A 24,753-nucleotide genomic window follows, 5' to 3' on the forward strand; every position below is an offset into this window, starting at 1 on the left:
AATGTGACTTTTCCGGTCAGTCCCGCTACGGTGGCGCCCGTTTTTGTGGCGGCGACAGCAGCGAAAGATGACGATGAAAGTTCTGGTCCCAGTCAAACGGGTGGTCGATTACAACGTCAAGGTACGTGTAGCGGCCGATGGCAGCGGTGTCGAAACGCAGGGCGTGAAAATGTCCATGAATCCGTTCGACGAAATCGCAGTCGAAGAAGCGGTGCGCCTTCGTGAAAAAGGCGCGGCCAAGGAAGTCGTGGTCGTGACCGTCGGCGCACAGGCCGCTCAGGACGTGCTGCGTACGGCCATGGCGATGGGTGCAGACCGCGCCATCCTCGTCCGCACCGACGACACGCTTGAACCGCGCGCCGTGGCCAACGTGCTCAAGGCGATCGCCACGCGCGAAGAGGCTGGCCTGATCTGCATGGGCAAGCAGGCGATCGACGACGACATGAACGCTACGGGCCAGATCCTGGCCGCAAAACTCGGCTGGCCGCAGGGCACGTTCGCCAGCGCTGTGACGGTTGCCGATGGCCGTATCGAAGTTGCCCGCGAGATTGATGGCGGCACGGAAGTCGTGTCCCTCACGCTCCCGGCTGTGGTGACGGCGGATCTGCGCCTCAACGAGCCGCGCTATGCATCCCTGCCGAACATCATGAAGGCCCGCAAGAAGCCGCTTGAGACGGTTGAGATCGACAGCCTCGGCGTTGATACGGCGTCGCGCCTGACGGTGGTCTCGGTGGCCGAACCCGCCGAGCGCAAGGAAGGCGTGAAAGTGAACAGCGCGGCCGAACTGGTCGAGAAGCTCAAGACAGAAGCGAAGGTGATCTGATGACCGCTCTTGTTCTGGTTGAAGTCGAAAACGGCGCGGTCCGTCAGGCTTCCCGTTCGGCTGTTGCCGCGGCCTCCCGCTTCGGTGCCGTCGATGCCATCGTGTTCGGAGACGGCGCACAGGCCGCTGCCGCCCTGCCGGGTGTGACGCGCGTCCTCAACGTTCCGGGTCTGGTCAACGATCTGGCCGAGCCCGCCGCCGATCTGCTGGCTGCCCGCGCGAAAGACTACAGCCATATCCTGGCCGCAGCCTCCGCCACCGGCAAAAACATCCTGCCGCGTCTGGCGGGCCTGCTGGACGTGCAGCCCATCCCCGATGTGGTCGAGATCAAGGACGCCGACACCTTCGTGCGCCCGATCTATGCCGGCAATGCACTGGCGACGGTCCGCTCTTCCGACAGCATCAAGGTGCTGACGGTCCGCGGCTCCAATTTCGATCCGGTTGCTGCCGAAGGTGGGTCCGCCACGGTTGAGACAATCGAAGCTCCGGCCAGCGAGAAGTCCGTTTTCGTGAAGGTCGAACTTTCGGCATCCGATCGTCCGGAGCTGGAATCTGCCCGCGTGGTGATTTCCGGTGGCAAGGGCCTGAAAGACGCTGCGAACTTCAAGCTGCTCGAACCCATCGCCGACAAGCTGAACGCCGCCATCGGCGCGTCCCGTGCGGCCGTGGATTCCGGTTTTGCCCCCAACGAAATGCAGGTCGGCCAGACCGGCAAGATCGTGGCGCCGGAACTCTACATCGCCGTCGGTCTGTCGGGTGCGATCCAGCATCTGGCTGGCATGAAGGACAGCCGCGTCATCGTGGCCATCAACACCGATCCGGAAGCACCGATTTTCAAGGTCGCCGATTACGGCATCGTGGGCGATCTGTTCGAAGTCCTGCCGGAACTCGAAAAAGCGCTGTAAGGCACCATTCGCCTGAAACGACAAAAAAGGGGCGCCCCATGACGGGACGCCCCTTTTTTCATGACAGGATCTGACGCAGGTTTAACTGGCACTCCGGCCCCCATGAGGCACTCTGTCGGGCACGGAGACCCTCATCATGACCCGCATCCCAACCCTGCGCCAGCTTGCCCGCGACATCCTGTCCTGCCTGCCCGTCCTTCTGGGCTTCCTGACCATTCACAGCGCTCTCGCCGCCGCTTACATCGTGCCTTCGGCCTCCATGGAGCCCACCCTGCGGATCGGCGACCAGATCGGCGTTATCGTCCCGTCCTATGGCCTCAGCACGGCCAATCTGCCGTTCGGAACGTTTCTGAAGCCCTCTTCCGGAACGGACAGCCGCCTGTTCGGACGCCTGCCCCATCGCGGCGACGTGGTCGTGTTCCGCGCACCCGCCAACCTGCATCAGACCTGGGTCAAACGCGTCATCGGACTTCCGGGCGACACGGTGGCCCTGATGCATGGCCGGGTCATCCTGAACGGAACGGTGCTTCCATGGAAAGACATGGGACCAACCCGCGAGGAAAGCCGAAAGAACGTCTGGCGTGCGGCAGAACGCTATGAAGAAACCCTGCCGGGAAACATCCGCCACAACATTCTCAAAATGTCGCAGGACGGAGACCTGGACAACATTGCCCCCTTCAGCATTCCGGCCAACCATCTGTTCGTTATGGGCGACAACCGTGACAACTCCGCCGACTCGCGCGTCAGCGTAGCGGACGGGGGCGTCGGGCTCCTTCCCGTCTGGAACCTTCAGGGGCAGGCCCGCGCCGTCCTGTGGTCATGGCGGGATATTGGCAGAACGGCGCTCGTTCTCTGATTTTTCGTCCGTGCCCTCTTGCAGGAAAGCGTTAACCCCTGTAGGAGAAGCGCCGTCGGCCGGAGTGTAGCTCAGCCTGGTAGAGCACTGTGTTCGGGACGCAGGGGCCGGAGGTTCGAATCCTCTCACTCCGACCAGCCGATAGTTTTTCCAGAAATCGCCAAAACTGTTTCAGGCCCACAGGCCAGCGCATTTCTGCGTCTAAAATTCAGAACCTGAAACGCAAAAAAATGCCCTCCCCCTTTCGGGAGAGGGCAAGACGGCTTCAGGAACGCTTGTCAAAGGCCGAAGAGGTCGGCCAGACGCCCTGGGCATAAACCTGCCCGTAAGCGTGGACTTCCGTCAGATAGGTCCGCTCACCTTCGAGGACGATCTTCACGGTCGGTGCGAGCGTACCACCGATGCGATAGGTCGCCGGGTCCTGCGGGTCAGCCGAACCGGGCTGCGGCAGGGTATCAATGAAGGACTGCACGTAACCGGCAGGATCGACGAAGTGCGAGTAGGTCTCGTACGGAGCAGCAGACGGGTTACCCAGTACAAGGCCCGAACCGTTCAGCGGTGCATACGGACCGAAAATACCGTTCCGGGACACAAAACCATACACACCATCCGGACCCGTGCTGTTGCCGGTGAAGGTGGAGTGATGGGAGATCGTGAACAGATAGGTCAGACCGTCCTGGAAGACGACATGGGGGCGCTCCGTCTGGTCATTGACGCCAAGCGCCGTGACGAGGGCCGGCAGCATTTCCCATTTGGAGAAATCACCCCGCGTGGAGTCGGATGTCAGGCGGGCAATGCCGATGGCAGCAGCGCCATACTGCGCACCAGCCGGAACGGTCGTGGCAGGCGGAACCGGACCCATCTCGTCGGAACCGATGGTGAAGTTCCCGCGCATACCCGGAACATTGCCTTCAAACAGGGCATAGATCTGGTTGTCGTCAGGATTGCGGAAGATATGCGGATCGCGGAAATCCCAGTAGGCGTCTTCGACAATGTTGGCGTAGTTCACGCCGTCTGCCTGGAACATGTCCGTGCAGACATCGAAGCCCTCGAACCAGACGCCCGTGGCATCTGCCAGAATGCGGCCCGTCGTGTAGGACGGAACAGACTCGGACGGCGTATCGTTGACGGAGGTATAGAACAGATCGACCGTATTGGCGCTGTTCTCGCGCATAACGGCACAACCGGACCATTCCCAGCTGCGGGAGTTGGCGCCTTCCTTGATGACGCGGCCACCGAACTTCCAGTCCGCGCCATTGCCGGTGCGGCTGTAATAGTAGCCGATATAGGAATAGTTGTTGCGGCTGTGCCAGCCCTCGGTCGTATCGCCCGTGGCGGCACGATCGGCAACGAGGGCAAACATGACGTACCAGCCCTTGAAGGTCACGGTCTTGCCGTGAATGTCGCGCAGCAGCCAGGTGTCCCACTGCCACACATCGGAATCGATGACGGGAAATGCGTAGTCGATGACCGGCATGGTCGTCGTCGGATCATCGGCACGGATCTTCATCGCATCAGCGATCGTCCAGCGCGAACCCGACTGGACTGCGCTTTGCGTGCTGGAAACAGCGTTCATGAGTTTTCCTGTAGCTGAAAAAGAAAAGAACCAGACGCACGCCAGCATCCGAAACCCTGTTTCAGGTCCGGATGCTGGAGAGCCGTATGAAAAGAAGAATTAAACTCTGCACTGAGCCAAAATTTCTACGCAGAAAAACATGTCTTGTTTCTGAAATGCGCAACAAAAAAGGCTGCTTCTTGCGAAAGCAGCCTTTTCAAAATTCTTTAACCTGAAATTGAGTTTTTAACGAGCAATCAATTACGTTTCATGGCTCAGTGCCACAGTTATAGGAAAAAGCTGCGCGCAATGCAAGCAGAAAATTTCCATCTGCCTTTGCAGGCTCTGATTCATAAAAAAACCCACCTGCTATCAGGTGGGTTTTTTAAAGGAACCTGAAGGCCGCATAACTCAGCCGCGCTGAAAACCGGCCAGCGCGGATCGCGAAAGCTCTTCCAGAAGATCAATCGCGCCTTTCGAGTCGTTCAGACAGGGCACGAGCGCAAACTCCTCTCCCCCTGCTTCCATGAATTCTTCCCGAAGCTCGTTCCCGATTTCATCCAGCGTTTCGATGCAGTCCGTCATGAAACCAGGCATGATAACGGCAATCTTCGTAATTCCCTGTGACGGAAGAGCTTTGACGAAAGGCGCCGTATAGGGCTGGATCCATTCAAGCGGCCCGAAGCGGGACTGGAACGTCAGGGGCATCTGCGCCTCACTCAGTCCCAGAGCCGTCCGCAGTCCGGCAATCGTCCGCTCACATTCGTCCCGATACGTATCGCCCTTTTCGATGCAGGTTTTGGGAAGACCATGAAACGACGCAACGATCTGCTGCGGCTTGAAGGTCAGTCCCGCCAGCGTATCCTGAACGGACGTTTCAAGCGCGCGGATGAAAGCAGGATGATCCGGAAAAGACGGAACCGTCAGAACGGCGGGCTGGCGTCGCAGACGCATGAGCGCACGGAAAAGCTGGTCGTTGGCCGTGGCGGTCGTGGTTGCGGAATACTGCGGATAAAGCGCAATGCTAACGATCCGGTCACAACCCTGATCCATCAGGCTTTCCAGCGCTTTTGCAACGGAAGGGCGGCCATAACGCATTCCCCATTCCACTGGCACGCCATCGGCTTTAAAGCGCGCAGCAAGCCCTTCAGCCTGCCGACGGGTATAGACCCGCAAGGGGGATGCATTCTCGTCCCGGTCCCAGATCCGCGCATAATTGGCGCCGCTGGCAAAAGGACGTTTTGTCAGGATGATGCCCTGAAGAATGGGCTGCCAGATCAGGGGAGGACTCTCGATGACGCGACGGTCAGAGAGAAACTCGCTCAGATATCTTCTGACTGAGAAATAGCCTGTATCGTCAGGCGTACCCAGATTGATCAGAAGAACACCCGTCCTGCCTTCCGGCGGAGGAGTAATGCGGGGGGTTTTATGTAAGAAAGCCATGGTGCCCTCACTGTGGAACCGGGCACGCATTCAGGTAAAGAGGGAAAACGTCCGGGGATACGCGTCCCTTGCGGGACGCTATCGTCGGTGCCTTACTTTCGCATAGGAAACATCCGGTTTCCGGGTCCCTTGCAGCAAAGTATAGGCGAACACCGCAACAACGGCAGCCATCGGACCAACATACGGCAGAAGAGTATTCGTCAGAGCCATACTTGCCTCCTTTGAGCCTTTGGAAAAGATTTTCCGGTAAGCTCAATTCAGAGATTGGGCACATCTCTTCCGCATTTCAAGAAAAAAATCGGAATTCTTCAAAAAACATTCAAAAAAATGAAATATTCTCCTTTTTTCAATGACTTGATCGAATACGACTCTGCACCACCTTGGCAGACACAGGCAACCATCCCACCTCAGAACTGTTACAGACGCATCGTCCGATTTTGATTAAGGATTTCCAGAGATGGCTACACAGGACCCCGTCATTTACGTTGTCGCTGACGGCGAAAAAGCCCGTTTCCTGCGGCTTGAAGGGTCGCAGCTCCGCACCATCGAAACCTTTGACCTGCACAAGGGGTCCAGCGCGGAAAAAGACGTCTCCTCCATCAAGGCACCGCACGAAAACCCGCACGAACAGCTCAAGGTGCACTTCACCCGCGATCTGGCCGGCCATATCAACAAGGCCGCACAGAGCCGCGACGTCGAAGGCATCCTGCTTGTCGCTCCGGCGCAGGCTTCGCATGAAATCCGCGAGCATCTCGACAAGCCGACCACCAAGAAGCTCTTCAAAACGCTGGTCAAGGATCTGGTCAATACGCCGGATCACGACCTGCTGAAGCATCTCGACCGCCCGGAAACAGGCTGGGCCGAACTCGCTTCCGTCTGATTCCGATCAGATCACGTGAGAGGCCCTCAAATGGCCTCCTACGTGATACGGGGCCTTCTCATCCCGATTGCGCCGCCTTTAAAGTCCGGCGAGCGCCAGATGCAGATGCCCCTGACACCGCTCCAGAAGCGGTTCAATTTCCGCCAGAGCCACACCGTGCCGCAGCAGAACGGCCCGTTTCGTATTTCCCTGCACAAGCCTCAGGGCGTCCCGTGCCTCTTCGGCCGTTCCTCCGGCCAGTTCCATGACCATCCGTTCCGCGCGCGCCTGAAGCTTCTCGTTGCTGATGCGCATGTCCACCATGCGCCCACGATAGACATGCCCCAGACGCGTCATCAGCGCGGTGGAAAACAGGTTCAACGTGACTTTCTGCGCAGTGCCCGCGGCCATACGCGTTGAGCCTGCCAGAACTTCCGCGCCGGTCGGAATGCAGATCCCGAACTCCGCTTCCCGCAACAGGCGCGACTCCGGATTGCCACTCACACCGATCGTCAGGGCTCCGACTTCCCGTCCAAGCTGAACAAGGGCGCATGTATAAGGCGTGTTGCCGCTGGCTGCGACGCCGATCACCACGTCATGTTCGGTCGGGTGATAATCCAGCAGATCAAGCCGTGCCTGATCTTCCCGGTCTTCCGCACCTTCCGCCGCCTGTGTCGTCGCCCCTGCCCCACCGGCCAGCAGCAGAACCAGCTTCTCCGGCGCCACACCAAAGGTCGGCGTCAGTTCCACGCCATCCTGCAATCCGATCCGCCCCGACGTCCCGGCCCCCGCATAGACCAGCCGCCCCCCGGCCTGAAGCCTGGGGACAGCCGCCTCAACAGCGCGCTCGATGGACGGCAAGGCTTCGCCAACACGATCCAGAGCCGCCTTCTGCGACGTCAGAAGCCGACCCAGCAGAGCATCGAGCGGCAGGCGCTCGATATCCTCATTGGCCGCGAGAACCGTCTCCGTGCGCGCCGCCGTCATTCGGACTCGTCTTCATCCGGAATTTCATTGCGACGGAAAAGCTGGCCGTCCTTCAGAAGTCCCTGCGCGACAATGCTTTCCGCAATCTGGACCGCATTGAGGGCCGCACCCTTGCGCAGATTGTCGGACACACACCACAGCGCCAGACCGTTCTCGACAGACGGATCAATCCGCAGGCGGGACACATAAGTCGCATCCTCGCCCACACATTCGATCGGCGTGACGTAACCACCATCCTCGCGCTCGTCCCGCAGAATCACACCCGGCGCCTTGCGCAGCGCCTCGCGTGCCTTCTTCAGATCAACCGGCTTCTCGCATTCAATGCTGATGGCCTCGGAGTGACCGATGAACACCGGGACGCGCACACAGGTCGCCAGAACCTTGATGTCCGGGTCCATGATCTTGCGGGTTTCGACGGCCATCTTCCATTCTTCCTTGGTCGCACCGTCGTCCATGAAACGGTCGATATGAGGAATGACGTTGAAGGCAATCTGCTTGGTGAACTGCGCGACCGTCGGCGGATCGTTGACGAAGGTGCCCTTGGTCTGGGCGAACAGCTCGTCCATCCCGTCCTTGCCCGCGCCTGAAACGGCCTGATAGGTCGAGACCACGATGCGCTTGATGCGGAACAGGTCATGCAGCGGCTTGAGCGCCACGAGCATCTGTGCGGTTGAGCAGTTCGGGTTGGCGATGATGCCTCGGCTCGCCTTGCCAATCGCCGCCGCGTTCACTTCCGGCACGATCAGGGGCACGCCCGGCTCCATGCGGAAATGGGACGTGTTGTCGATCACGACGCATCCGGCAGCCGCAGCCTTGGGCGCATAAACGGCCGAAACCGCCCCACCCGGCGAGAACAGCGCAATATCCCAGCCCTTGAAGTCGAACGTCTCGAGATTCTGAACCTTCAGGACCGTCTTGTCCCCAAAGGAAATCTCGCGCCCTGCCGAACGCGGCGAGGCCAGCGCCACAACCTCATCGACCGGAAATTCCCGCTCCGCCAGAATTCGCAGCAGTTCACGCCCCACCGCACCCGTGGCGCCAACAACCGCAACCCGATAACCCATGATCTTTTCCCGTTCCCTGAAAATCAGCCCGAAAAGGGCAGACGCTTTAAAAGCGCCGACAGACGGTGCCGCCGCAGTTCGTAGCGGGCCTTGCGCCCCGTCGCCATATAGTTGAGCTGGATCGCATAGCGCGTTCCGACAAACTGCCGGTGCCCGTGCCAGGTGGCCGGACCGTTCGGAAACACCAGAAGCGTCCCTTCGGCGGGCGTCACCTCAACATCGAAATCCTCGACATCATCCGGCCCGTTCAGCAGCCGCAGACAACCATCGCGCGAGGCCCAGTCCTCCCCGCGCGGATTGAGATACAGCAGGATCGTGACGAGCTTGGCCTCGGAATCCCGATGGATGCGCCCGTCTTTTTCCCGCGTGCGGCCGCGGACCGTCAGCATGGTCGGCGCATCCGCCAGATCCAGCCTGAATTTCTCCGCCACCAGCGCCTTGAGCTTCGGCCCCTGCAATTCCGCAATCATGCCCGCAACACGTGGCGTCAGCTTCAGGGCTTCCGGCGGGAACGAACCACCGGATTTCATTTCCGGCAGATCGGAAACAACCGCCTTCAGATCATCGTTGCCAATGAAATGCGGCACCACCAGATGCGGAAACGGTTTTTCCGCAACCGGCGCGCTCTCGAACGCATCATAATCAAGAGAAATCCTGCTCATGGCGCGGAAGGCTAGACGCGGCCCACGCCGGCGACAAGGCCTATTCCACACATGTGAGACCTGCCTTTTACGAAAGAATATTACCCCCGCAGCGGCTTATGCGCCCTCACCATCCGGCTCGTCGCCAGATAACGGACATATCCTGCCCCCAGACGGTTCGCACCCCCCATACAGACATGCGGCCCCGGCAGGGACGAGATCCGTCCGTCCCACACGGTATGAAGCAGGCGCGGATCCGTCCGGCATTCCAGCGTCCGGTGATCCACTCCCGACTGCCCCGCATCCTCCGCCAGAACGGAATGCGCGGACAGGTTGTCCCGACGTGGCTCCTGCGCTCCCGCCGACAGACCTGTCAACGCAAGACCACTTCCCGTCAGAACTGCAAGAAACAGCAGAGCACGCATCAGCGAAACTCCCATCCAACAAGGCCGGCTCAGGACCGGTCGGTTAACAAGACGACTCTCGGGCATTAAAAGTTGCGGCAACTTTGTGGCGGGACGAACAGATTTTTGCCTTCAAGCCGTCCGACCACTGGGCGTACAGATGGTTTTCCTGCCTCCCCAGTGCAAGGTGACACTCATGAACACCCGGCCCCTCGTCCTCCCTGAACTCCTCCCGCTCCTTGAAGAGATCCCCACCGTCGATCTCTCGCCCGACTCCCTCCCCGCCTTCCGCGACGGGCTGGAACAGGCCGCCGGACAGTCTTTCCTTCAGGCTGAAGACTATCCCGTCATCCTTGAACGGCTGACCATTCCCGCCACGGACACAGCCCCCGCCCTCCGCCTCCTGAGCGTCCGCCCCCGCAAGGACGCCGCAGCCCCGCGCCCGGTCCTTCTGCACCTGCATGGCGGCGGCTATTTCGCTGGCCAGCCCGAACTCACCGCCACCCAGCTCTGCCAGTTCGCTCAGGATCTGGACTGCGTGGTCATTTCCCCGGATTACCGCCTCACCCCCGAACATCCCTTTCCGGCGGCCATCGAGGATGCCTACACGACACTCTGCTGGATCACGCGCAACGCCGATACACTGGGGATTGATGCCGCCCGCATCGGCCTCACCGGCGAAAGCGCAGGCGGCGGCCTTGCCGCTGGGCTGGCTCTCCTGACCCGGGACCGCGAAGGCCCGACCCTCCTGTTCCAGAATCTCGTCTACCCCGTGCTCGACGACCGCACGACGACAGGTCAGCCCGACGCCTCCCCGGTCGGGGGCGAATTCCTGTGGACCCGCGCCAGCAATACTTTTATGTGGTCGGCCCTCCTCAATCCCGTAGTGCCCGGCTCGGCGGACGTCTCGCCCTATGCCGCGCCCGCCCGCGCCACGGACCTGTCCGGTCTTCCCCCCGTCTATCTGTCCGTCGGCGCCCTGGACCTGTTTCTGGACGAAGACCTCGCCTACGCGCAGCGCCTGATCCATCAGGGCGTTTCGGTAGAACTGGAAATCGTGCCCGGCGCCTGCCATATCTTCGACCAGACAGACACCCCGGTAGCCACCCGCTCCCTCGCACGCCGTATCGACGCCATGAAACGCGGCTTCGGTCTCTGAACAGGCAGAACGCGAAACAAACGGAAATTGGCCCTGTTCGGCCAATCCGCTAGAGTGCACGACCAAAAGACACGCCCCCTGCTCCCTGGTACAGGTCACAGGAGCCGGGGACACAGGAGAACGAGTTCATGGGCGACCATCGCGATGACCGGGACGCCATCAACGGCGAAAACACCGTCTATCTGGCGGAGCTGCACGCACGCTGGCAGCATGACCCGGCCTCCGTGGACACGGCCTTCGCCTCCCTGTTCGAAACCCTTGGCTCTGACCGCCTGCCCGCGGAAACAACAGAGCAGACCGACGCCAGCGCCGAGAGCCTGAAATTCGCCTATCGCCTGCGCGGACATGCCATCGCAAAGCTGGACCCGCTCGGCCTGGCACCCGTTCCCGACATTGCCGAACTGAACCCGCCCGGAGCCGACCGGGACCTGATCGCCCGCCTGCGCCGTGCCTATTGCGGCACCACGGCCGCCGAGTTCATGCATCTTCAGGACCCCGCCCAGCGCCAGTGGTGGATCGACCGTCTGGAGACGCCGGTTCCCGGCCCGTCGCTGGACCAGAAGCGCCTCCTCCTCGCCCTCACCCGCGCCGAAGCCTTCGAGCAGTTCTGCCAGAAGCGCTTCATGGGCATGCGTCGTTTTGGCCTTGAAGGCGGCGAAAGCGTCATCGTCGCTCTGCGCACCCTGATTGATGCCGCCGCACAGGACGACGTGCGCTCCGTCTCGCTCGGCATGCCCCATCGCGGCCGTCTGAACGTGATGGCCAACATCCTGCGCAAGCCGTTTGCCGCTATTTTCAGCGAATTCGCGGGGGCATCCTTCAAGCCTGACACCATTCAGGGCTCGGGCGATGTGAAATACCATCTCGGCACCGCCACAACGCTCGAACATGCGGGCCACACTGTCCGTATCTCGCTCCTGCCCAACCCCTCTCATCTGGAAGCGGTGGACCCCGTCGTGCTCGGTCGCGTCCGCGCCGATCAGGACCGCGAAAAGGACCACGACCGCCAGCATCATCTGGGCATTCTCGTCCACGGCGACGCCGCCTTCGCCGGTCAGGGCGTCGTGTACGAAACCCTGAGCCTGTCCAAGCTGGAAGGCTACCGGACGGGCGGCACGGTCCACGTCATCATCAACAACCAGATCGGCTTCACCACCGTCCAGTCCGACGCCCATTCCGGCATCCACAACACCGACATCGCCAAATCCGTTCAGGCCCCGATCCTGCACGTCAACGGCGACGATCCCGAAGCCGTCTCCCGCTGTGCTTTTCTGGCGCATGAATGGCGCCGCACCTTCCAGTCCGACATCGTGCTGGACGTGGTCTGCTATCGCCGTCACGGCCATAATGAAGCCGACGAACCCGCCTTCACGCAACCCGCGATGGTCCACGCCATCCAGTCCCGCCCCACGACGCGCAGCCTTTACGCCCGGCATCTGGTTCACACCGGCGTCATGACCGAAGCCGAGGTCGAGGAGATGTGGAACCACTTCCAGAACCGGCTGGAAGAGCAGTTCGAAACCTCCAAGACCTATCACCCCAACAGCACGGACTGGCTCGACGGCCCCGAAGACCCGACACGCCTGCAGGACGAGCAGGACCGCATCCAGCCCATGACCGGGGTGCCGCTCCGGCGCCTGCGGGATGTTGGAGAGGCCATCGGCACGATTCCGGAAGGCTTGGCGGTTCATCCGCGTCTGGCCCGTCAGATCACGGCACGCGGCAAGGCGGTGGCCGATGGCGGCCCGCTCGACTGGGCGACCGCCGAGGCTCTCGCTTTCGGCACCCTGTCCATGGACGGCCATCCCGTCCGCCTGTCCGGACAGGACAGCCGCCGCGGCACGTTCAGCCAGCGTCACGCCGTGCTGTTCGATCAGGACACAGGCCGCGAAGACACGCCCCTGACCCATATCGCGCCCCATCAGGCCCCTCTGAACATCTGGAATTCACCACTCTCGGAATATGCCGTTCTCGGTTTCGAATACGGCTATTCCCTTGGAAATCCCGAAGCTCTGGTTCTGTGGGAAGCGCAGTTCGGCGATTTCACCAACGGCGCACAGATCATCCTCGACCAGTTCATCGCCTCGGGCGAAACCAAATGGCTGCGGACGTCCGGCCTGACCCTGCTTCTGCCGCACGGCTATGAAGGTGGTGGCCCGGAACATTCTTCCGCGCGCCCCGAGCGCATTCTTCAGCTCTGCGCCGAAAACAACATGCGCGTGTGCAACATCACGACACCCGCAAACTACTTCCACGCCCTGCGCCGCCAGATCGCGCGCCGCTGCCGCAAGCCGCTGGTCGTTTTCACGCCCAAATCCCTGCTCCGCAACAAGGATGCGGTGTCCATGCTGGACGAGATGGGGCCACACACCCGTTTCCAGCCCGTCATCGCAGACCCGGCCAAGGAAGAGGGCGCACGCCGCATTATCCTGTGCACCGGCAAGGTCTATTACGATCTGATCGCCGAACGCGCGCGCCAGAACCGTGACGACGTCGCCATCATCCGCCTGGAACAGCTCTATCCGTTCCCGCATCATGCACTCATGGAGCAGCTCGCCCGCCATCCGGACGCAGAACAGGTCCTGTGGTGTCAGGAAGAGCCGCTCAATAACGGGGCGTGGATTTTCGTGGACCGTCGCATCGAACGCGCCCTGCGCGCCTGCGGACATCGGGTCCAGCGCCCGGACTATGCAGGCCGCGACAGTGCCGCTTCCCCCGCAACCGGACTACCGGGCGTCCATGCCGCCCAGCAGGAAAAACTGGTTCAGGACGCCCTGTCCTGAACCGCCCCGAAAAGGGGAAAACTCAGGTCGGGCCGCCCTGATAGCCATAGCTGCTGCGGCCCGCGCCTACATTGCCATAACCGTCACCACGGAACTGCCGCGACCCCTGGCCGCCATAATCCGGCCCACACGCCGCCAGCGCCGCCAGAAGTCCAAGCGCTATCCCAATCCGAACCCGCGTCATCAGCATTTTCCTTGCATGTCAGCCTGTTACGACATCATAAGCCGCAAAATCCCGACAGACCACCAGTGGATCGCCACCGGTCGCAACTACATCTGCTCTTTTCAGGAAAAATGGTGAACCGGCTGGGACTCGAACCCAGGACCATTCGATTAAAAGTCGAATGCTCTACCAACTGAGCTACCGGTTCATCCGCACGCTGGCTACCCCACAACCCATAAGGGCGTCAACCTCACAGCCGCGAAAAACAGGTCCAACATTTCTCCAGACATGGCTTCTCCCCGCAAAAGAGGCTATGGGCGCCCCACGTTCTACCTCCACATCCCAGACGCCGCTTTTCAGCCCGGAAAGGAAGAAACAGATGCCAATCCAGATTCTTCCCGGTCTCGCACTCGAAGACGACGAACTGAAGGTGACCTATATTCTGGCGTCAGGTCCCGGCGGGCAGAACGTCAACAAGGTGGCGACGGCCGCCCAGCTCCGCTTCGACGCCGCACGATCTCCCGCCCTGCCAGACCGGATCAGAACCCGCCTGATCGAACTGGCTGGCAGCCGGGCCACGCAGAATGGTGAAATCATCATCACCGCCCGTCGCTTCCGGACACAGCAGCGTAACCGCGAAGACGCCATCGAACGTCTGGCGGAACTGATCCGGAAAGCCGCCCATCGTCCGGCGTTCCGCGTCGCCACACGCCCCGGAAAAGCCGCCAGACAGCGGCGTCTGGATGGGAAGTCCCACCGGGCAGGCATCAAACGCAACCGGACAGTGCGTCTGGACGACTGAGCTGAATGATCGACAGCGCCCATTACCGAACAGGAACGGCCGCAGCTTTCTTATGCCCGTCAACCACATCCGATACGATCAAATAACATAAAACAGAGCTGGCAAACCGCCTTTCTCACACACAGTGAAACAAACAAAACTATATTTCCCCGAAAAGTACCTACCAGAAATTTCATTCCCCTAATCCGGACCGTAAAATCTCTTTGTTGCCAACCTGCAACAGGAAGAAAAACTGTTTCAGAAATCGTTTTTGCTACTTTCATGTAACGAGTTTTTATCATTACTCTCCTGAACCCCCCTCTGAACCCAAGGGCGGTGTCTTATGGAGGTACAAAGAGTAATAATGAAATCCCGGCACCGCATCTTCCTGCTCGTAACAACAGCCGTTTCCGTCATGCCATGTATGTCCGCTCTTGCCGCGACAACAACCACTCACCCTGTCCGTCATCACACTGCCCGGACCGGCAGCAGCACTCCCGCAACCGCACACCCCGCCAGCGCTCCAGTCGCGAAGACGGCGACTGCCGCACCGCGCAAGAAAAAGACCGAAGTCAACTTCGCGGGTGAAGCCGAGACGATCAACGTCACCACAGGCACCCACGCGACGAACCGCAAGGCCCGCGAAAGCACGTCCCCCGTCACCGTGGTCTCTGCCGCGACGCTCCGCCGTTCCGGCATGCTGAACCTCTCGGACGCCCTGACCCGGACCTATGCTTCCATCAACGTGGTGGCGATGGGCGCAGATTCTGCGGCCCTGACATCTTCCATCCAGATGCGCGGTCTCGGCCCGAACGAAGTGCTGGTTCTGGTGGACGGCAAGCGCCGCCACAACACCGCAAACATCACAGCCGATGCGGGCCCGCAGTTCGGCTCCACCGGCGCCGATCTGAACACGATCCCCGCAAATGCCATCGACCACATCGAAGTGCTGGAAGACGGCGCGGCCGCTATGTACGGCTCGGACGCGATTGCCGGTGTGGTGAACATCATCACCAAAAAGCAGGCCCACGGCATGCAGACCACCGTGCAGACCGGGGCAAACGCCTATAACGGCGACGGCTGGCAGTACAAGGTCGGCGCTGATGGCGGGGTGAAATGGGGCAGCGACGGCTACCTGCACCTCAGCGGCGAAGTCTATCACACGGATCACATGGTCGTCGGCGCGCGGGACCACCGCCTGATCGGAAGCTGGCCCACCAACGCCAACACAACGGGCTACTATAACGGTATCGTTCCGAATGCGATGAACGTGCCGACCAATTCCAACAAGATCATGAGCACGCCGGAAGAAACCCGCGAAAGCCTCGCCATCGACTTTGGCAAGACCATCACCGAAGGCGTGAATTTCTACGGCCTCATCACCTATATGCACCGCCACGGCGAAGCATATGAAAACTACCGCACGCCCGTCATCGCGCCCAGCATGTATCCGGCGGGCTTCTCCCCGCTCGAAACGTCGGAAGAAAACGACTACGCCGCCACGCTGGGCCTCAAGGGAGACAACTTCCTGGGCTTCGACTGGGATCTGAGCACCACATACGGCGCCGATGGCAACAAGATCGGCAACAAGAACACCGCCAATACCGGCATGCTCGCCAGCACGTGCTCAACCGACCCGAGCTCGTCCTATTATTCGACCGATGGCTGCGGCTGGTCCCCCAACACGACGCGTGCCGAAACCTATCGCATGGCACAGTGGACCAACAATCTGGACTTCCGCCGTCACTTCAATATCGCCAACGTCGTTCCCATGACGCTGGCCTTCGGTGGCGAACACCGTCTCGAAACCTATGAAATCAAGGCAGGCACCCCGCCCTCCTATGAACTGGGCGGCACGCAGGGCTATGCCGGTCTTGGCCCCAACAGCGCCGGCAACTGGAGCCGTGATATCTGGGCCGCCTATGTCGATGGCGACTTCCACCCGCTCCCGCACTGGGATCTCGATTTCGCAGGACGCTTCGAGCACTACACGGATGTCGGCAACACGGAAAACGGCAAGGTCTCGACCCGCTATGACGTGAGCAAGCGCATTGCGATCCGTGGCACGATCAGCACCGGCTTCCGCGCGCCCACACTGGCCGAACAGCACTACAGCGCCATGAACGTGGACCCGACCGGCGCCTCCGGTCTTCTGCCCGTCAACTCAACGGCCGCCCGCATTCTCGGCGCCAGCGCCCTGAAGCCGGAACGCTCCGTCAGCGCCAGCGGCGGCATTGTTCTTGAGCCCGTGAAGAACTTCCACGTCGAAGCAGACGTGTATCAGATCAATCTGCGTGACCGGATCGTAGGCGGTGGTACCGTCAATGGTCAGCCCGCCGTCGATGCCATCGAAGCCATGGGATACTCCCTGCCTCTGAACAGCATCACGCTCGACAACGTCTCCGCCTATTACATGACCAACGGCGCCAGCACCCGCACGCAGGGTCTCGACATCAAGGCGGACTACATGTTCCGCTTCCACAATGCTGGCAACCTCAACCTCAGCATGGCGCTGGACCTGAACCGGACGCGTCTGCACCACAACGGAACGGACACCAACGGCAATCCACTGCTGAACGCGCAGAACATCGGCTACATCACGACCGCCTATCCGCGCAGCAAGATCATCCTGAACGCGTTTTATACGATCGGGAAATGGGACCTCAACGTGCGTCAGACCCGTTACGGCGAGACCACGGACATGCTGACCTACTCTGACTGGACGGACAAGACGCTCACCTGCCCGAGCGGCGGCAAGCTGGCCTATTCCAACAGCTGCTTTGCGCAGTTCAAGAATACGCCGCGCTGGCTGACCGATATCGAAGTCGGCTACCGCTTCAACAGCCACTGGCATCTGGCGCTCGGTGCGAACAACGTCTTCAACGTCCGCCCCCGTCGCGTTCCGCAGATCAACAACTCCCGCGGCGCCCAGATCTACGACCAGTTCTCGCTGCAGGTCCCCATCACCGGCGGTTACTATTACGGCCGGATCAACGCCAGCTTCTGAAACCCTCCCTCAGATCCCTCCACAGGAAAGGCGCCCCGTTACAGGGCGCCTTTTTCTTTATGAAACGGGGCCGACGCTGTCAGGAAAACCCAACAAAAAAGCCGGCGCATCACTGCACCGGCCTTTCTGAATTCCGCTTTCAGGCAGGATTCAGGCTTCGACATACGCCTTGACGATGGTGTCGGGGTCCTTGACCACGCCACCCGCGCCGGAACCACGCTTGAGCTGGTCCACATATTCCATGCCTTCAGTCACCTGACCGACGATCGTGTACTGACCGTTCAGATGCGGGCTGGCGGCGAACATGATGAAGAACTGGCTGTTGGCGGAGTTCGGGGCCATCGTGCGGGCCATGCCGACCGTGCCACGCTCGAACTTGGCGGCATTCGTGAACTCGGCCTTGAGATCCGGATAGGAGCTGCCGCTCGTGCCGGTTCCCGTCGGATCGCCGCCCTGCGCCATGAAGCCTTCGATCACACGATGGAACTTCACGCCATCATAAAACCCCTCGCTGGCCAGCAGCTTGAGGCGCTCGGCAGCCAGAGGCGCCAGATCGGGGCGCAGCTCGATGACCACCTTGCCAGTCTTGAGCTCGAAAACCAGCTTGTTGCCGTCGGGCACTGCAGTATCGGACATCTTGGAACCTTCCAGAAATCGTTGAAGGTTCCTATGTCGGCCCTCGGCCCAGTTTCGACAAGACGATATGTGCAACATCTTCGCTGACGAAGGGTGAAATATCTCCCCCCAACCGCGCGATTTCCTTCACGATACGGCTGGCCGTGCTGCGATGTTCTTCGGAAGAGAGCAGGAAAACCGTCTCGATTTCCGGGGCCAGACGACGCAATGCGCCAGAAAGCTGACTCTCATAATCGAAGTCGCCCCCGGACCGAAGGCCGCGCACAACCGTGCCCGCGCCCGCCTGACGCACGGCATCCACCAGAAGCGTATCGAAGCCAACAACCTCGATCCGCTCCCCATGCGGCAGTTTGTCCACCTCATGCCGCAGAGCCGAGAGCCGCGCCTCCAGATCCAGAAGCGGCTGCTTGCCTTCATTGACCGCCACCCCGACCAGCAGCCGGTCGAACAGCGCAGAGGCCCGATGGATGATGTCCAGATGCCCGAACGTGACCGGATCGAACGTGCCGGGATAAAACCCGACACGCGGATCCGTCCGCGCCTCAGGCGTCAGGTGCAGCATCGTCACCTGCGGCGGGAGCTTCGGAGACCACAGTCTCGTCGGCATCGCCCTCTTCCGTGTCATCTTCCAGAACCGGGAAGACACAGATAACGGTTTCGCTGTCATTCAGGCGGAACAGCGTCACACCGCTGGCCTGACGCGCCATGACACGGACCTGCGAGACCGGCAGACGGATCAGACGCCCCGTATCCGTAACCAGCATGACGTCCGTGCCATCAAGCGTCGGCAGCGTGCCCACCACTTCCTTGCCGCGACGGTTCGCGGAGAAGGTCATATTGGTGATGCCCTGACCGCCACGGCCAGACACGCGGTAATCATAGGCCGAGGAACGACGGCCATAGCCGCCATCGGTAACGGTCAGGAGGATTTCTTCCTGCTGCTCCAGTTCCTCGAAACGCTCCTGCGTCAGATCGCCGGTGATTTCGACGGTTTCCTCGTCACCAGACACGGTCTCGTCCTCGGCGCTGTCATCCAGAACCGCATTTTCAGCACGGCGCTTGGCATTGGCCATGCGCAGATAGGCCGAACGTTCCTCGACACTGGCGTCCACGTGATTGAGGATGCACAGCGAAATCACCGCATCGCCGTCACCCAGACGGATACCGCGCACGCCCGTGCTGCCACGACCGGCAAACACGCGCAGCGTCTCGTCCGTGATCTGGAAGCGGATGCAGCGCGCGTTCTTCGTCGCCAGGAACACGTCCTGACCTTCCCGACACGTGGCCACACCGATGAGGGAATCCCCCTCGTCGAGCTTCATGGCGATCAGGCCGGAGGCACGGATGTTGCGGAAATCGCTCAGACGGTTCCGGCGTACATTGCCGCTGGCCGTCGCGAAGGCAAGGTGCAGGTCGTCCCACAGTTCCTCATCCTGCGGCAGCGGCAGAACGGCCGTGATGGAATCCGTTCCCAGTTCCGGCAGCAGGTTGACCAGCGCACGGCCCTTGGCGGTCGGCGCGGCTTCCGGAAGATGCCAGACCTTCATCCGGTAGGCCTTGCCGCCGGAGGAGAAGAACATCACCCACTGATGCGTATGCGCGTTGAAGCTGCGGATGATCACGTCATCGCCGCGACGCCCCGAAGCCGTCCGACCACGACCACCCCGGTTCTGCGACCGGAAAACTTCCAGCGGGGTCCGCTTGATGAAGCCGTCGCGCGTGATGGTCACGACCATCTGCCCCGGCTCGATCAGACTTTCATCCGTCTGGTCGCCGAGCGCATCGGAAATTTCCGTCGCACGCGGGGTCGCAACTTCCGCACGGGCCGCCAGAAGCTCCTCGCGCATGACTTCCATCCGGCGCGGGCGGCTCTCGATGATCTGGAGCAGTTCGCCGATCTTGACGGCGACGTCCCCCAGCTCTCCCTGGATCTTCTCGCGCTCAAGGCCCGTCAGGCGCTGCAGGCGCAGCTCAAGAATGCCGCGTGCCTGCGCTTCCGTCAGACGGACCTGGCCATTGATGATGACATTGCCTTCGTCGTGGATCAGCTCGAGCAGCGGAATAACTTCAGACGCATCCCACTCACGCGCCATCAGCGATTCACGCGCCGTTGCAGCATCCGGGGCCGCACGGATCAGCGCAATGACCTCGTCGATATTCGCAACAGCCAGAACGAGACCGACCAGCAGATGCCCGCGGTCACGCGCCTTGTTCAGATCGAACCGGGCGCGGCGCAGGATGACTTCCTCACGGAAGCGCAGGAAGGCTTCCAGAATGTCCTTCAGCCCCATCGTCCGCGGCTTGCCATCGTCCAGCGCCAGCATGTTGGCACTGAAGGACGTCTGAAGCTGCGTGAAACGGTAGAGCTGGTTCAGAACCACATCCGGCGTCGCATCGCGCTTGAGCTCGATGACAACGCGCATGCCCGACCGGTCGGACTCGTCACGGATGTCGGAAATGCCTTCGATTTCCTTGGCCCGGACCAGATCGGCGATCTTTTCCTGCAACGTGGCCTTGTTCACCTGATACGGGATCTCGGTGATGATGATGGCCTGACGGTCCTTGCGGATTTCCTCGATCTCGGCACGTGCCCGCACCGGAATGGACCCGCGGCCCGTCTCATAGGCACGGCGGATGCCGCTGCGCCCCATGATAATGCTGCCCGTCGGAAAATCCGGCCCCGGGATGATCTGCATCAGCTCGTCGAGTTCGATGTCCGGGTTGGCAATCATCGCCAGCGTGGCGTCAATCACCTCACCCGGATTATGCGGCGGAATATTGGTCGCCATGCCCACGGCAATACCGGCCGCGCCATTGACAAGCAGGTTCGGGAAGACCGCCGGCAGAACCTTCGGCTCGTTCTCGCTCTCGTCATAGTTCGGCTGGAAATCGACAGTGTCGCGGTCGATATCGTCCAGCAGGAAGGACGACGCCTTGGCCAGACGGGCCTCGGTGTAACGCATGGCGGCCGGGCTATCGCCATCGACCGATCCGAAATTGCCCTGGCCGTCGATCAGCTTGACGCGCATCGACCAGTGCTGCGCCATCCGGACCATGGCGTCATAAATCGAGCTGTCACCATGCGGATGGTATTTACCCATCACGTCACCAACCGCACGCGCGGACTTGCGATAGGGCTTGTCGGCCGTGAAGCCGCTTTCGCGCATGGCATAGAGAATACGGCGATGAACCGGCTTCAGACCATCCCGCACATCCGGCAGTGCACGCGATACGATCACGGACATCGCATAAGCCAGATAGGAGGAGCGCATTTCCTCCTCGATCGTCACAGGAAGACGGCCGGAAGGGGTCAGATCAGTCGGCTCGGTCAGCTCGGTCAAGACAGGTCACCACACTAGAATTCGGTTTTCCCAGCATACCGCATGCGTCGCCATCACGCCACACCCGGCACTCAGGGGCGGCACTCCAGAACGCATTGACGTCGTTCCGGGTCTGCTTTGCGCAGGCCTTGCAAAAAAGGCATCCACACAAAAAAATGACAAAATTGTTCGAAAGTGCGACAGCTATTTACACCTTATTAACTTGCGAACAGTAATTGAACACGTTAGCAATTCTCAAACACACTCCGGCGAGTCCGTGCCGGAAATTTTTCGGAAAGATCTGATCATGGCCGATACGACCACCGACGACATCACGCCCGCCGGCAGTGACAACGCCAGCTACAACACTGGCGAAACCAGCTTTCACGAGCACGACTATTCCTGGCGCTGGGTTGGCCCCGCAACGGGCGGTGACTGGACCGATCCCAGCAACTGGGTCCTGACGGATGCCGGTCAGCCGGTTGATACGTCCTCCGACGCGTTCAGCGGCACCCCCATCCCGCAGAGCGAGCAGAATGCTGACGTCAACGTCGGCTATTACGGCAACACCACGCCAAACGTCGTCGTGTCCAATGCCGTCCTCTACAACCAGATCCGCAGCCTCAGCGTCTGGCAGAACAGCACCCTGAAGATCACCGCACAGGGTGGAAACGGCAACGTTTTCGCAAGCGCCGGTCTGCAGAACAACGGCACCGTCATCATTGACACCCCGTCCAAGGTCGAACTCGGCGGCGTGACATCGGGCGACGGCACCCTGACGATCCTGAACAACAACGGCAATGTGACGCTTGACGACGCGCAGCTGAACAACGGCACGCTCAATCTCGTCAACTCGACCCTCGGCACCCTTGCAACGCCCATCAGCGTTTCCGGCGGCACGATCAACCTTCAGCAGAACAGCACGCTCATTGCAAACCTGTACGGCGAAGGCTCCACGGTCAACGTCGACCCGGCAACCGTCAACACGCTGTATGTCAACGACCGCTTCTCCAACAGCAGCGGCTCCGTCCAGAACACCGTCATCAACGGCGTTTCCGAGAATACCCATTTCGGCATCCTGAGCGGCTCCTCCAAGCCGGTCTCCGCCACGTATGAAGCCAACACCGACGGCTCCTACACGCTGACGATCACCCTCGATAACGGCCACGCCATCACCTATCCGACGGTCAACGTCGCAGACGGCTACACGCCTGCTGCACAGGCCACGATCGTCCAGGACGGCTCGAACGGCTGGCTCATCGAAGACGCCGGCACGGCAACGGCTCCGGCATCCTATGTCACCAGCGACCTGCACCAGCAGCTTGCCGCAACGGCAGCCGCAGCGGCTGCAGCCGGTGGCGACACGTCGCAGTACAGCAGCAACTCCGTCAGCTACCACACCCATGACAACACATGGCGCTGGACCGGCTCCGCGACGGGTGGCGACTGGTACGATCCGAAGAACTGGACGCTGTATGACGGTGTCGGCAATGTCGTTGACACGTCCGGCAATTCCTTCAGCGGCAACGCCGTTCCGCAGAGCGAGCAGAATGCTGACGTCAACGTCGGCTATTACGGCAACACCACGCCGAACGTCGTCGTCGCCAACGCGCCGTCCTACAACCAGATCCGCAGCCTCAGCGTCTGGCAGAACAGCACGCTGGAAATCACCGCACAGGCCGACAGCACCTATAGCGGCTACGTCTTCACGACGGCGGGTTTCGAAAACAGCGGCACGATCCTGATCAACACCGCAAGCCGGGTCGAGCTTGGTGGCATCTCCGCCAACCGTGACGGTGGCGTCCTCACCATCATGAACAACGACAACAACGTCGTGTTCGATACAAACAACGTCAACAACGCTGGCACGATCAACCTGATCAACGCCACGCTTGGCGCTGCCACCAATCCGCTGTCGGTGTCGGGCGGTACGCTCAACCTGTCGCAGGACAGCAGCCTGTTCCTGTCTCCGGGCGAAAACATCAACACCATCAATGTTGATCCGAACACGGTCAACACGGTGTACGTCCAGGCCAATGGCCTGCTGCACACCGACTCGCCGAATGCCCAGGGCGTCGTGATCAACGGCGTGTCCTCCAATACGCATTTCGGCATCTCCGGTGTGTCCTCCGCGCCGACGGCTGCCACCTACACGCCGAACACCGACGGGTCCTACACGCTTCAGGTCACGCTGGCTGACGGCCGCCTGCTGACCTTCGGCAACATCCATACGGCAGACGGCTTCGTCCCCGCCGCCAATGCGTCCATCGTTCAGGACGGCAGCAATGGCTGGGTCGTAGAAGACAACGGCAACGCCCCCTGCTTCCTCGCAGGCAGCATGATCCGCACGCCGGAAGGCGATGTGGCTGTCGAAACCCTGCGCCTCGGCAGCACGGTTCTGGCATTCGTGAACGGCGAAACCGTCGAGCGCACCGTCACCTGGGCCGGCCGCTCCCACATGATCGCCAAGGCTGGTCTGGCCGATGCGGAAGCCGGTTACCCGGTCCGCATCATGCAGGGCGCACTCGCCGAAGGCGTGCCTTACAAGGACATGCTGGTCACGCCGGAACACTGCCTGTTCATCAATGGCGGTTTCATTCCGGCCCGTATGCTCGTGAATGGCCGCTCGGTAGTCTATGACCGTACCATCGCCGTCTATGACTACTTCCATGTAGAAACGGCCGAACACTCGGTCATCATGGCAGACGGCATGCTGACGGAAAGCTACCTCGACACCGGCAACCGCCAGTCCTTCCGTCAGGACGGCAGCGTCGTTTCGCTGGGTGGCCGCGCGCGCAACTGGAATGACGACGCAGCAGCCCCGCTGTCCGTCAGCCGGGACGTGGTCGAGCCGATCTTCCGCGAAATCGAAGCCCGCGCCATCGCAGCAGGCCTCGAGAACACGGTTGCCGCTCCGGCCCTGACCGAAGACGCCGGCCTGTACCTCGTCGCCAGCACGGGCCAGACCATCCATCAGGTCCGCACTGCCAACGGCCGCGCAATGTTCATGATCCCGTCTGACGTGACAGGCGTTCGCATCGTGTCCCGCACGTCCAGCCCGAGCGAAACGGTCGGACCGTTCGTCGACGACCGTCGCCAGCTCGGCGTTCTGGTGGGTGAAGTCACGCTGTTCGACTCGGGCAACACGATCCGCATCGACCAGCACCTGACGGACGCAGACCTCAGCGGCTGGGATGTTCAGGAAAACACCCCTGTCCGCTGGACGAACGGCAACGCCATGCTGCCCCTGACGGCCCGTCAGCCGAACAGCCTCGGCATGCTCGCCATCCAGATCCTGGCCGCAGGCCCCTATCTGGTGACGACGTCTGCAGAAGAAACAGCTCTGACGGCCTGAAGTCCGTCAGTC

Annotated in this window: 19 protein-coding genes and 2 tRNA genes; 10 read left to right on the top strand and 11 right to left on the bottom strand. The window is 61.1% G+C overall.

Annotated elements, in window-relative coordinates; translation table 11 throughout:
* Positions 1 to 73: 73 nt before the first annotated feature.
* The 4 genes from A0U94_RS11925 (at position 74) to A0U94_RS11940 (ending at position 2,721) form a co-directional block, all read left to right on the top strand.
* Positions 74 to 823 (top strand): electron transfer flavoprotein subunit beta/FixA family protein, encoded by a 750-nt coding sequence (locus A0U94_RS11925; RefSeq protein ID WP_062031103.1) that lies wholly within the window; start codon positions 74 to 76, stop codon positions 821 to 823.
* On the top strand, positions 823 to 1,728 hold the full coding sequence (locus A0U94_RS11930) for an FAD-binding protein (RefSeq protein WP_077803483.1): 906 nt from the start codon (positions 823 to 825) through the stop codon (positions 1,726 to 1,728). The genes A0U94_RS11925 and A0U94_RS11930 overlap by 1 nt, the downstream gene beginning before the upstream one ends.
* A 136-nt stretch (positions 1,729 to 1,864) precedes the next feature.
* The gene (gene lepB, locus A0U94_RS11935; protein ID WP_077803484.1) at positions 1,865 to 2,584 is read left to right on the top strand and encodes a signal peptidase I; all 720 of its coding nucleotides are present in this window, start codon (positions 1,865 to 1,867) and stop codon (positions 2,582 to 2,584) included.
* A gap of 60 nt (positions 2,585 to 2,644) precedes the next feature.
* Positions 2,645 to 2,721: transfer RNA gene (locus tag A0U94_RS11940), tRNA-Pro, on the top strand.
* Positions 2,722 to 2,849: 128 nt separating this feature from the next.
* On the opposite strand, the gene A0U94_RS11945 is transcribed toward A0U94_RS11940, so the two are convergent.
* A complete protein-coding gene (locus A0U94_RS11945; RefSeq protein ID WP_062106689.1) occupies positions 2,850 to 4,160 on the bottom strand; it encodes a glycoside hydrolase family 68 protein in 1,311 nt (436 codons plus the stop codon).
* Positions 4,161 to 4,550: 390 nt separating this feature from the next.
* Entirely contained in the window at positions 4,551 to 5,582 is a 1,032-nt protein-coding gene (gene hemH, locus A0U94_RS11950) for a ferrochelatase (protein WP_077803961.1), read from the bottom strand.
* Between the two features lie 457 nt (positions 5,583 to 6,039).
* On the opposite strand from hemH, the gene A0U94_RS11955 reads away from it, so the two are divergent.
* A complete protein-coding gene (locus tag A0U94_RS11955) occupies positions 6,040 to 6,462 on the top strand; it encodes a host attachment protein (protein WP_077803485.1) in 423 nt (140 codons plus the stop codon).
* 78 nt (positions 6,463 to 6,540) lie between these two features.
* On the opposite strand, the gene A0U94_RS11960 is transcribed toward A0U94_RS11955, so the two are convergent.
* The 4 genes from A0U94_RS11960 to A0U94_RS11975 form a co-directional block, all read right to left on the bottom strand.
* Complete coding sequence (locus A0U94_RS11960; RefSeq protein ID WP_077803486.1) at positions 6,541 to 7,428, bottom strand: N-acetylmuramic acid 6-phosphate etherase; 888 nt, start codon at positions 7,426 to 7,428, stop codon at positions 6,541 to 6,543.
* Positions 7,425 to 8,492, bottom strand: coding sequence for an aspartate-semialdehyde dehydrogenase (locus A0U94_RS11965; RefSeq protein ID WP_062031092.1), 1,068 nt, complete (start codon positions 8,490 to 8,492; stop codon positions 7,425 to 7,427). The genes A0U94_RS11960 and A0U94_RS11965 overlap by 4 nt, the downstream gene beginning before the upstream one ends.
* Before the next feature lie 23 nt (positions 8,493 to 8,515).
* Positions 8,516 to 9,154 carry a 2OG-Fe(II) oxygenase family protein gene (locus tag A0U94_RS11970; protein ID WP_062031091.1) on the bottom strand — a complete coding sequence of 213 codons (639 nt, stop codon included), beginning with the start codon at positions 9,152 to 9,154 and terminating at the stop codon, positions 8,516 to 8,518.
* A gap of 80 nt (positions 9,155 to 9,234) precedes the next feature.
* Positions 9,235 to 9,558: a hypothetical protein gene (locus A0U94_RS11975; protein ID WP_062106711.1), complete on the bottom strand. Its 324-nt coding sequence runs from the start codon at positions 9,556 to 9,558 to the stop codon at positions 9,235 to 9,237.
* Between the two features lie 175 nt (positions 9,559 to 9,733).
* On the opposite strand from A0U94_RS11975, the gene A0U94_RS11980 reads away from it, so the two are divergent.
* Together A0U94_RS11980 and A0U94_RS11985 are read left to right on the top strand one after the other, a co-directional pair.
* Positions 9,734 to 10,696 (top strand): alpha/beta hydrolase, encoded by a 963-nt coding sequence (locus A0U94_RS11980; protein WP_077803962.1) that lies wholly within the window; start codon positions 9,734 to 9,736, stop codon positions 10,694 to 10,696.
* 128 nt (positions 10,697 to 10,824) lie between these two features.
* On the top strand, positions 10,825 to 13,479 hold the full coding sequence (locus A0U94_RS11985; RefSeq protein ID WP_077803487.1) for a 2-oxoglutarate dehydrogenase E1 component: 2,655 nt from the start codon (positions 10,825 to 10,827) through the stop codon (positions 13,477 to 13,479).
* Positions 13,480 to 13,501: 22 nt separating this feature from the next.
* Here A0U94_RS11985 and A0U94_RS15955 read toward each other — a convergent pair whose 3' ends face one another.
* Positions 13,502 to 13,663 carry a hypothetical protein gene (locus A0U94_RS15955; protein ID WP_167369322.1) on the bottom strand — a complete coding sequence of 54 codons (162 nt, stop codon included), beginning with the start codon at positions 13,661 to 13,663 and terminating at the stop codon, positions 13,502 to 13,504.
* Between the two features lie 111 nt (positions 13,664 to 13,774).
* Positions 13,775 to 13,850: transfer RNA gene (locus tag A0U94_RS11990), tRNA-Lys, on the bottom strand.
* 171 nt (positions 13,851 to 14,021) lie between these two features.
* Between A0U94_RS11990 and arfB the strand changes: the two genes are divergently transcribed.
* Entirely contained in the window at positions 14,022 to 14,444 is a 423-nt protein-coding gene (arfB, locus tag A0U94_RS11995) for an alternative ribosome rescue aminoacyl-tRNA hydrolase ArfB (RefSeq protein WP_062031087.1), read from the top strand.
* Between the two features lie 343 nt (positions 14,445 to 14,787).
* Positions 14,788 to 17,430: a TonB-dependent receptor plug domain-containing protein gene (locus A0U94_RS12000; RefSeq protein WP_077803489.1), complete on the top strand. Its 2,643-nt coding sequence runs from the start codon at positions 14,788 to 14,790 to the stop codon at positions 17,428 to 17,430.
* Between the two features lie 150 nt (positions 17,431 to 17,580).
* On the opposite strand, the gene A0U94_RS12005 is transcribed toward A0U94_RS12000, so the two are convergent.
* The 3 genes from A0U94_RS12005 to gyrA are packed head-to-tail and all read right to left on the bottom strand — an operon-like array spanning position 17,581 to position 21,407.
* Complete coding sequence (locus A0U94_RS12005; RefSeq protein WP_062031085.1) at positions 17,581 to 18,066, bottom strand: peptidylprolyl isomerase; 486 nt, start codon at positions 18,064 to 18,066, stop codon at positions 17,581 to 17,583.
* 31 nt (positions 18,067 to 18,097) lie between these two features.
* On the bottom strand, positions 18,098 to 18,628 hold the full coding sequence (gene coaD, locus A0U94_RS12010) for a pantetheine-phosphate adenylyltransferase (protein WP_062031083.1): 531 nt from the start codon (positions 18,626 to 18,628) through the stop codon (positions 18,098 to 18,100).
* Complete coding sequence (gyrA, locus tag A0U94_RS12015; RefSeq protein WP_077803490.1) at positions 18,609 to 21,407, bottom strand: DNA gyrase subunit A; 2,799 nt, start codon at positions 21,405 to 21,407, stop codon at positions 18,609 to 18,611. Before gyrA ends, coaD begins: the two co-directional genes overlap by 20 nt.
* Before the next feature lie 286 nt (positions 21,408 to 21,693).
* On the opposite strand from gyrA, the gene A0U94_RS12020 reads away from it, so the two are divergent.
* Positions 21,694 to 24,741, top strand: coding sequence for a Hint domain-containing protein (locus tag A0U94_RS12020; protein ID WP_244178005.1), 3,048 nt, complete (start codon positions 21,694 to 21,696; stop codon positions 24,739 to 24,741).
* Positions 24,742 to 24,753 lie beyond the last annotated feature (12 nt).

Source organism: Gluconobacter albidus (genome assembly GCF_002005485.1).
In the GTDB taxonomy this organism is placed as follows: domain Bacteria; phylum Pseudomonadota; class Alphaproteobacteria; order Acetobacterales; family Acetobacteraceae; genus Gluconobacter; species Gluconobacter albidus.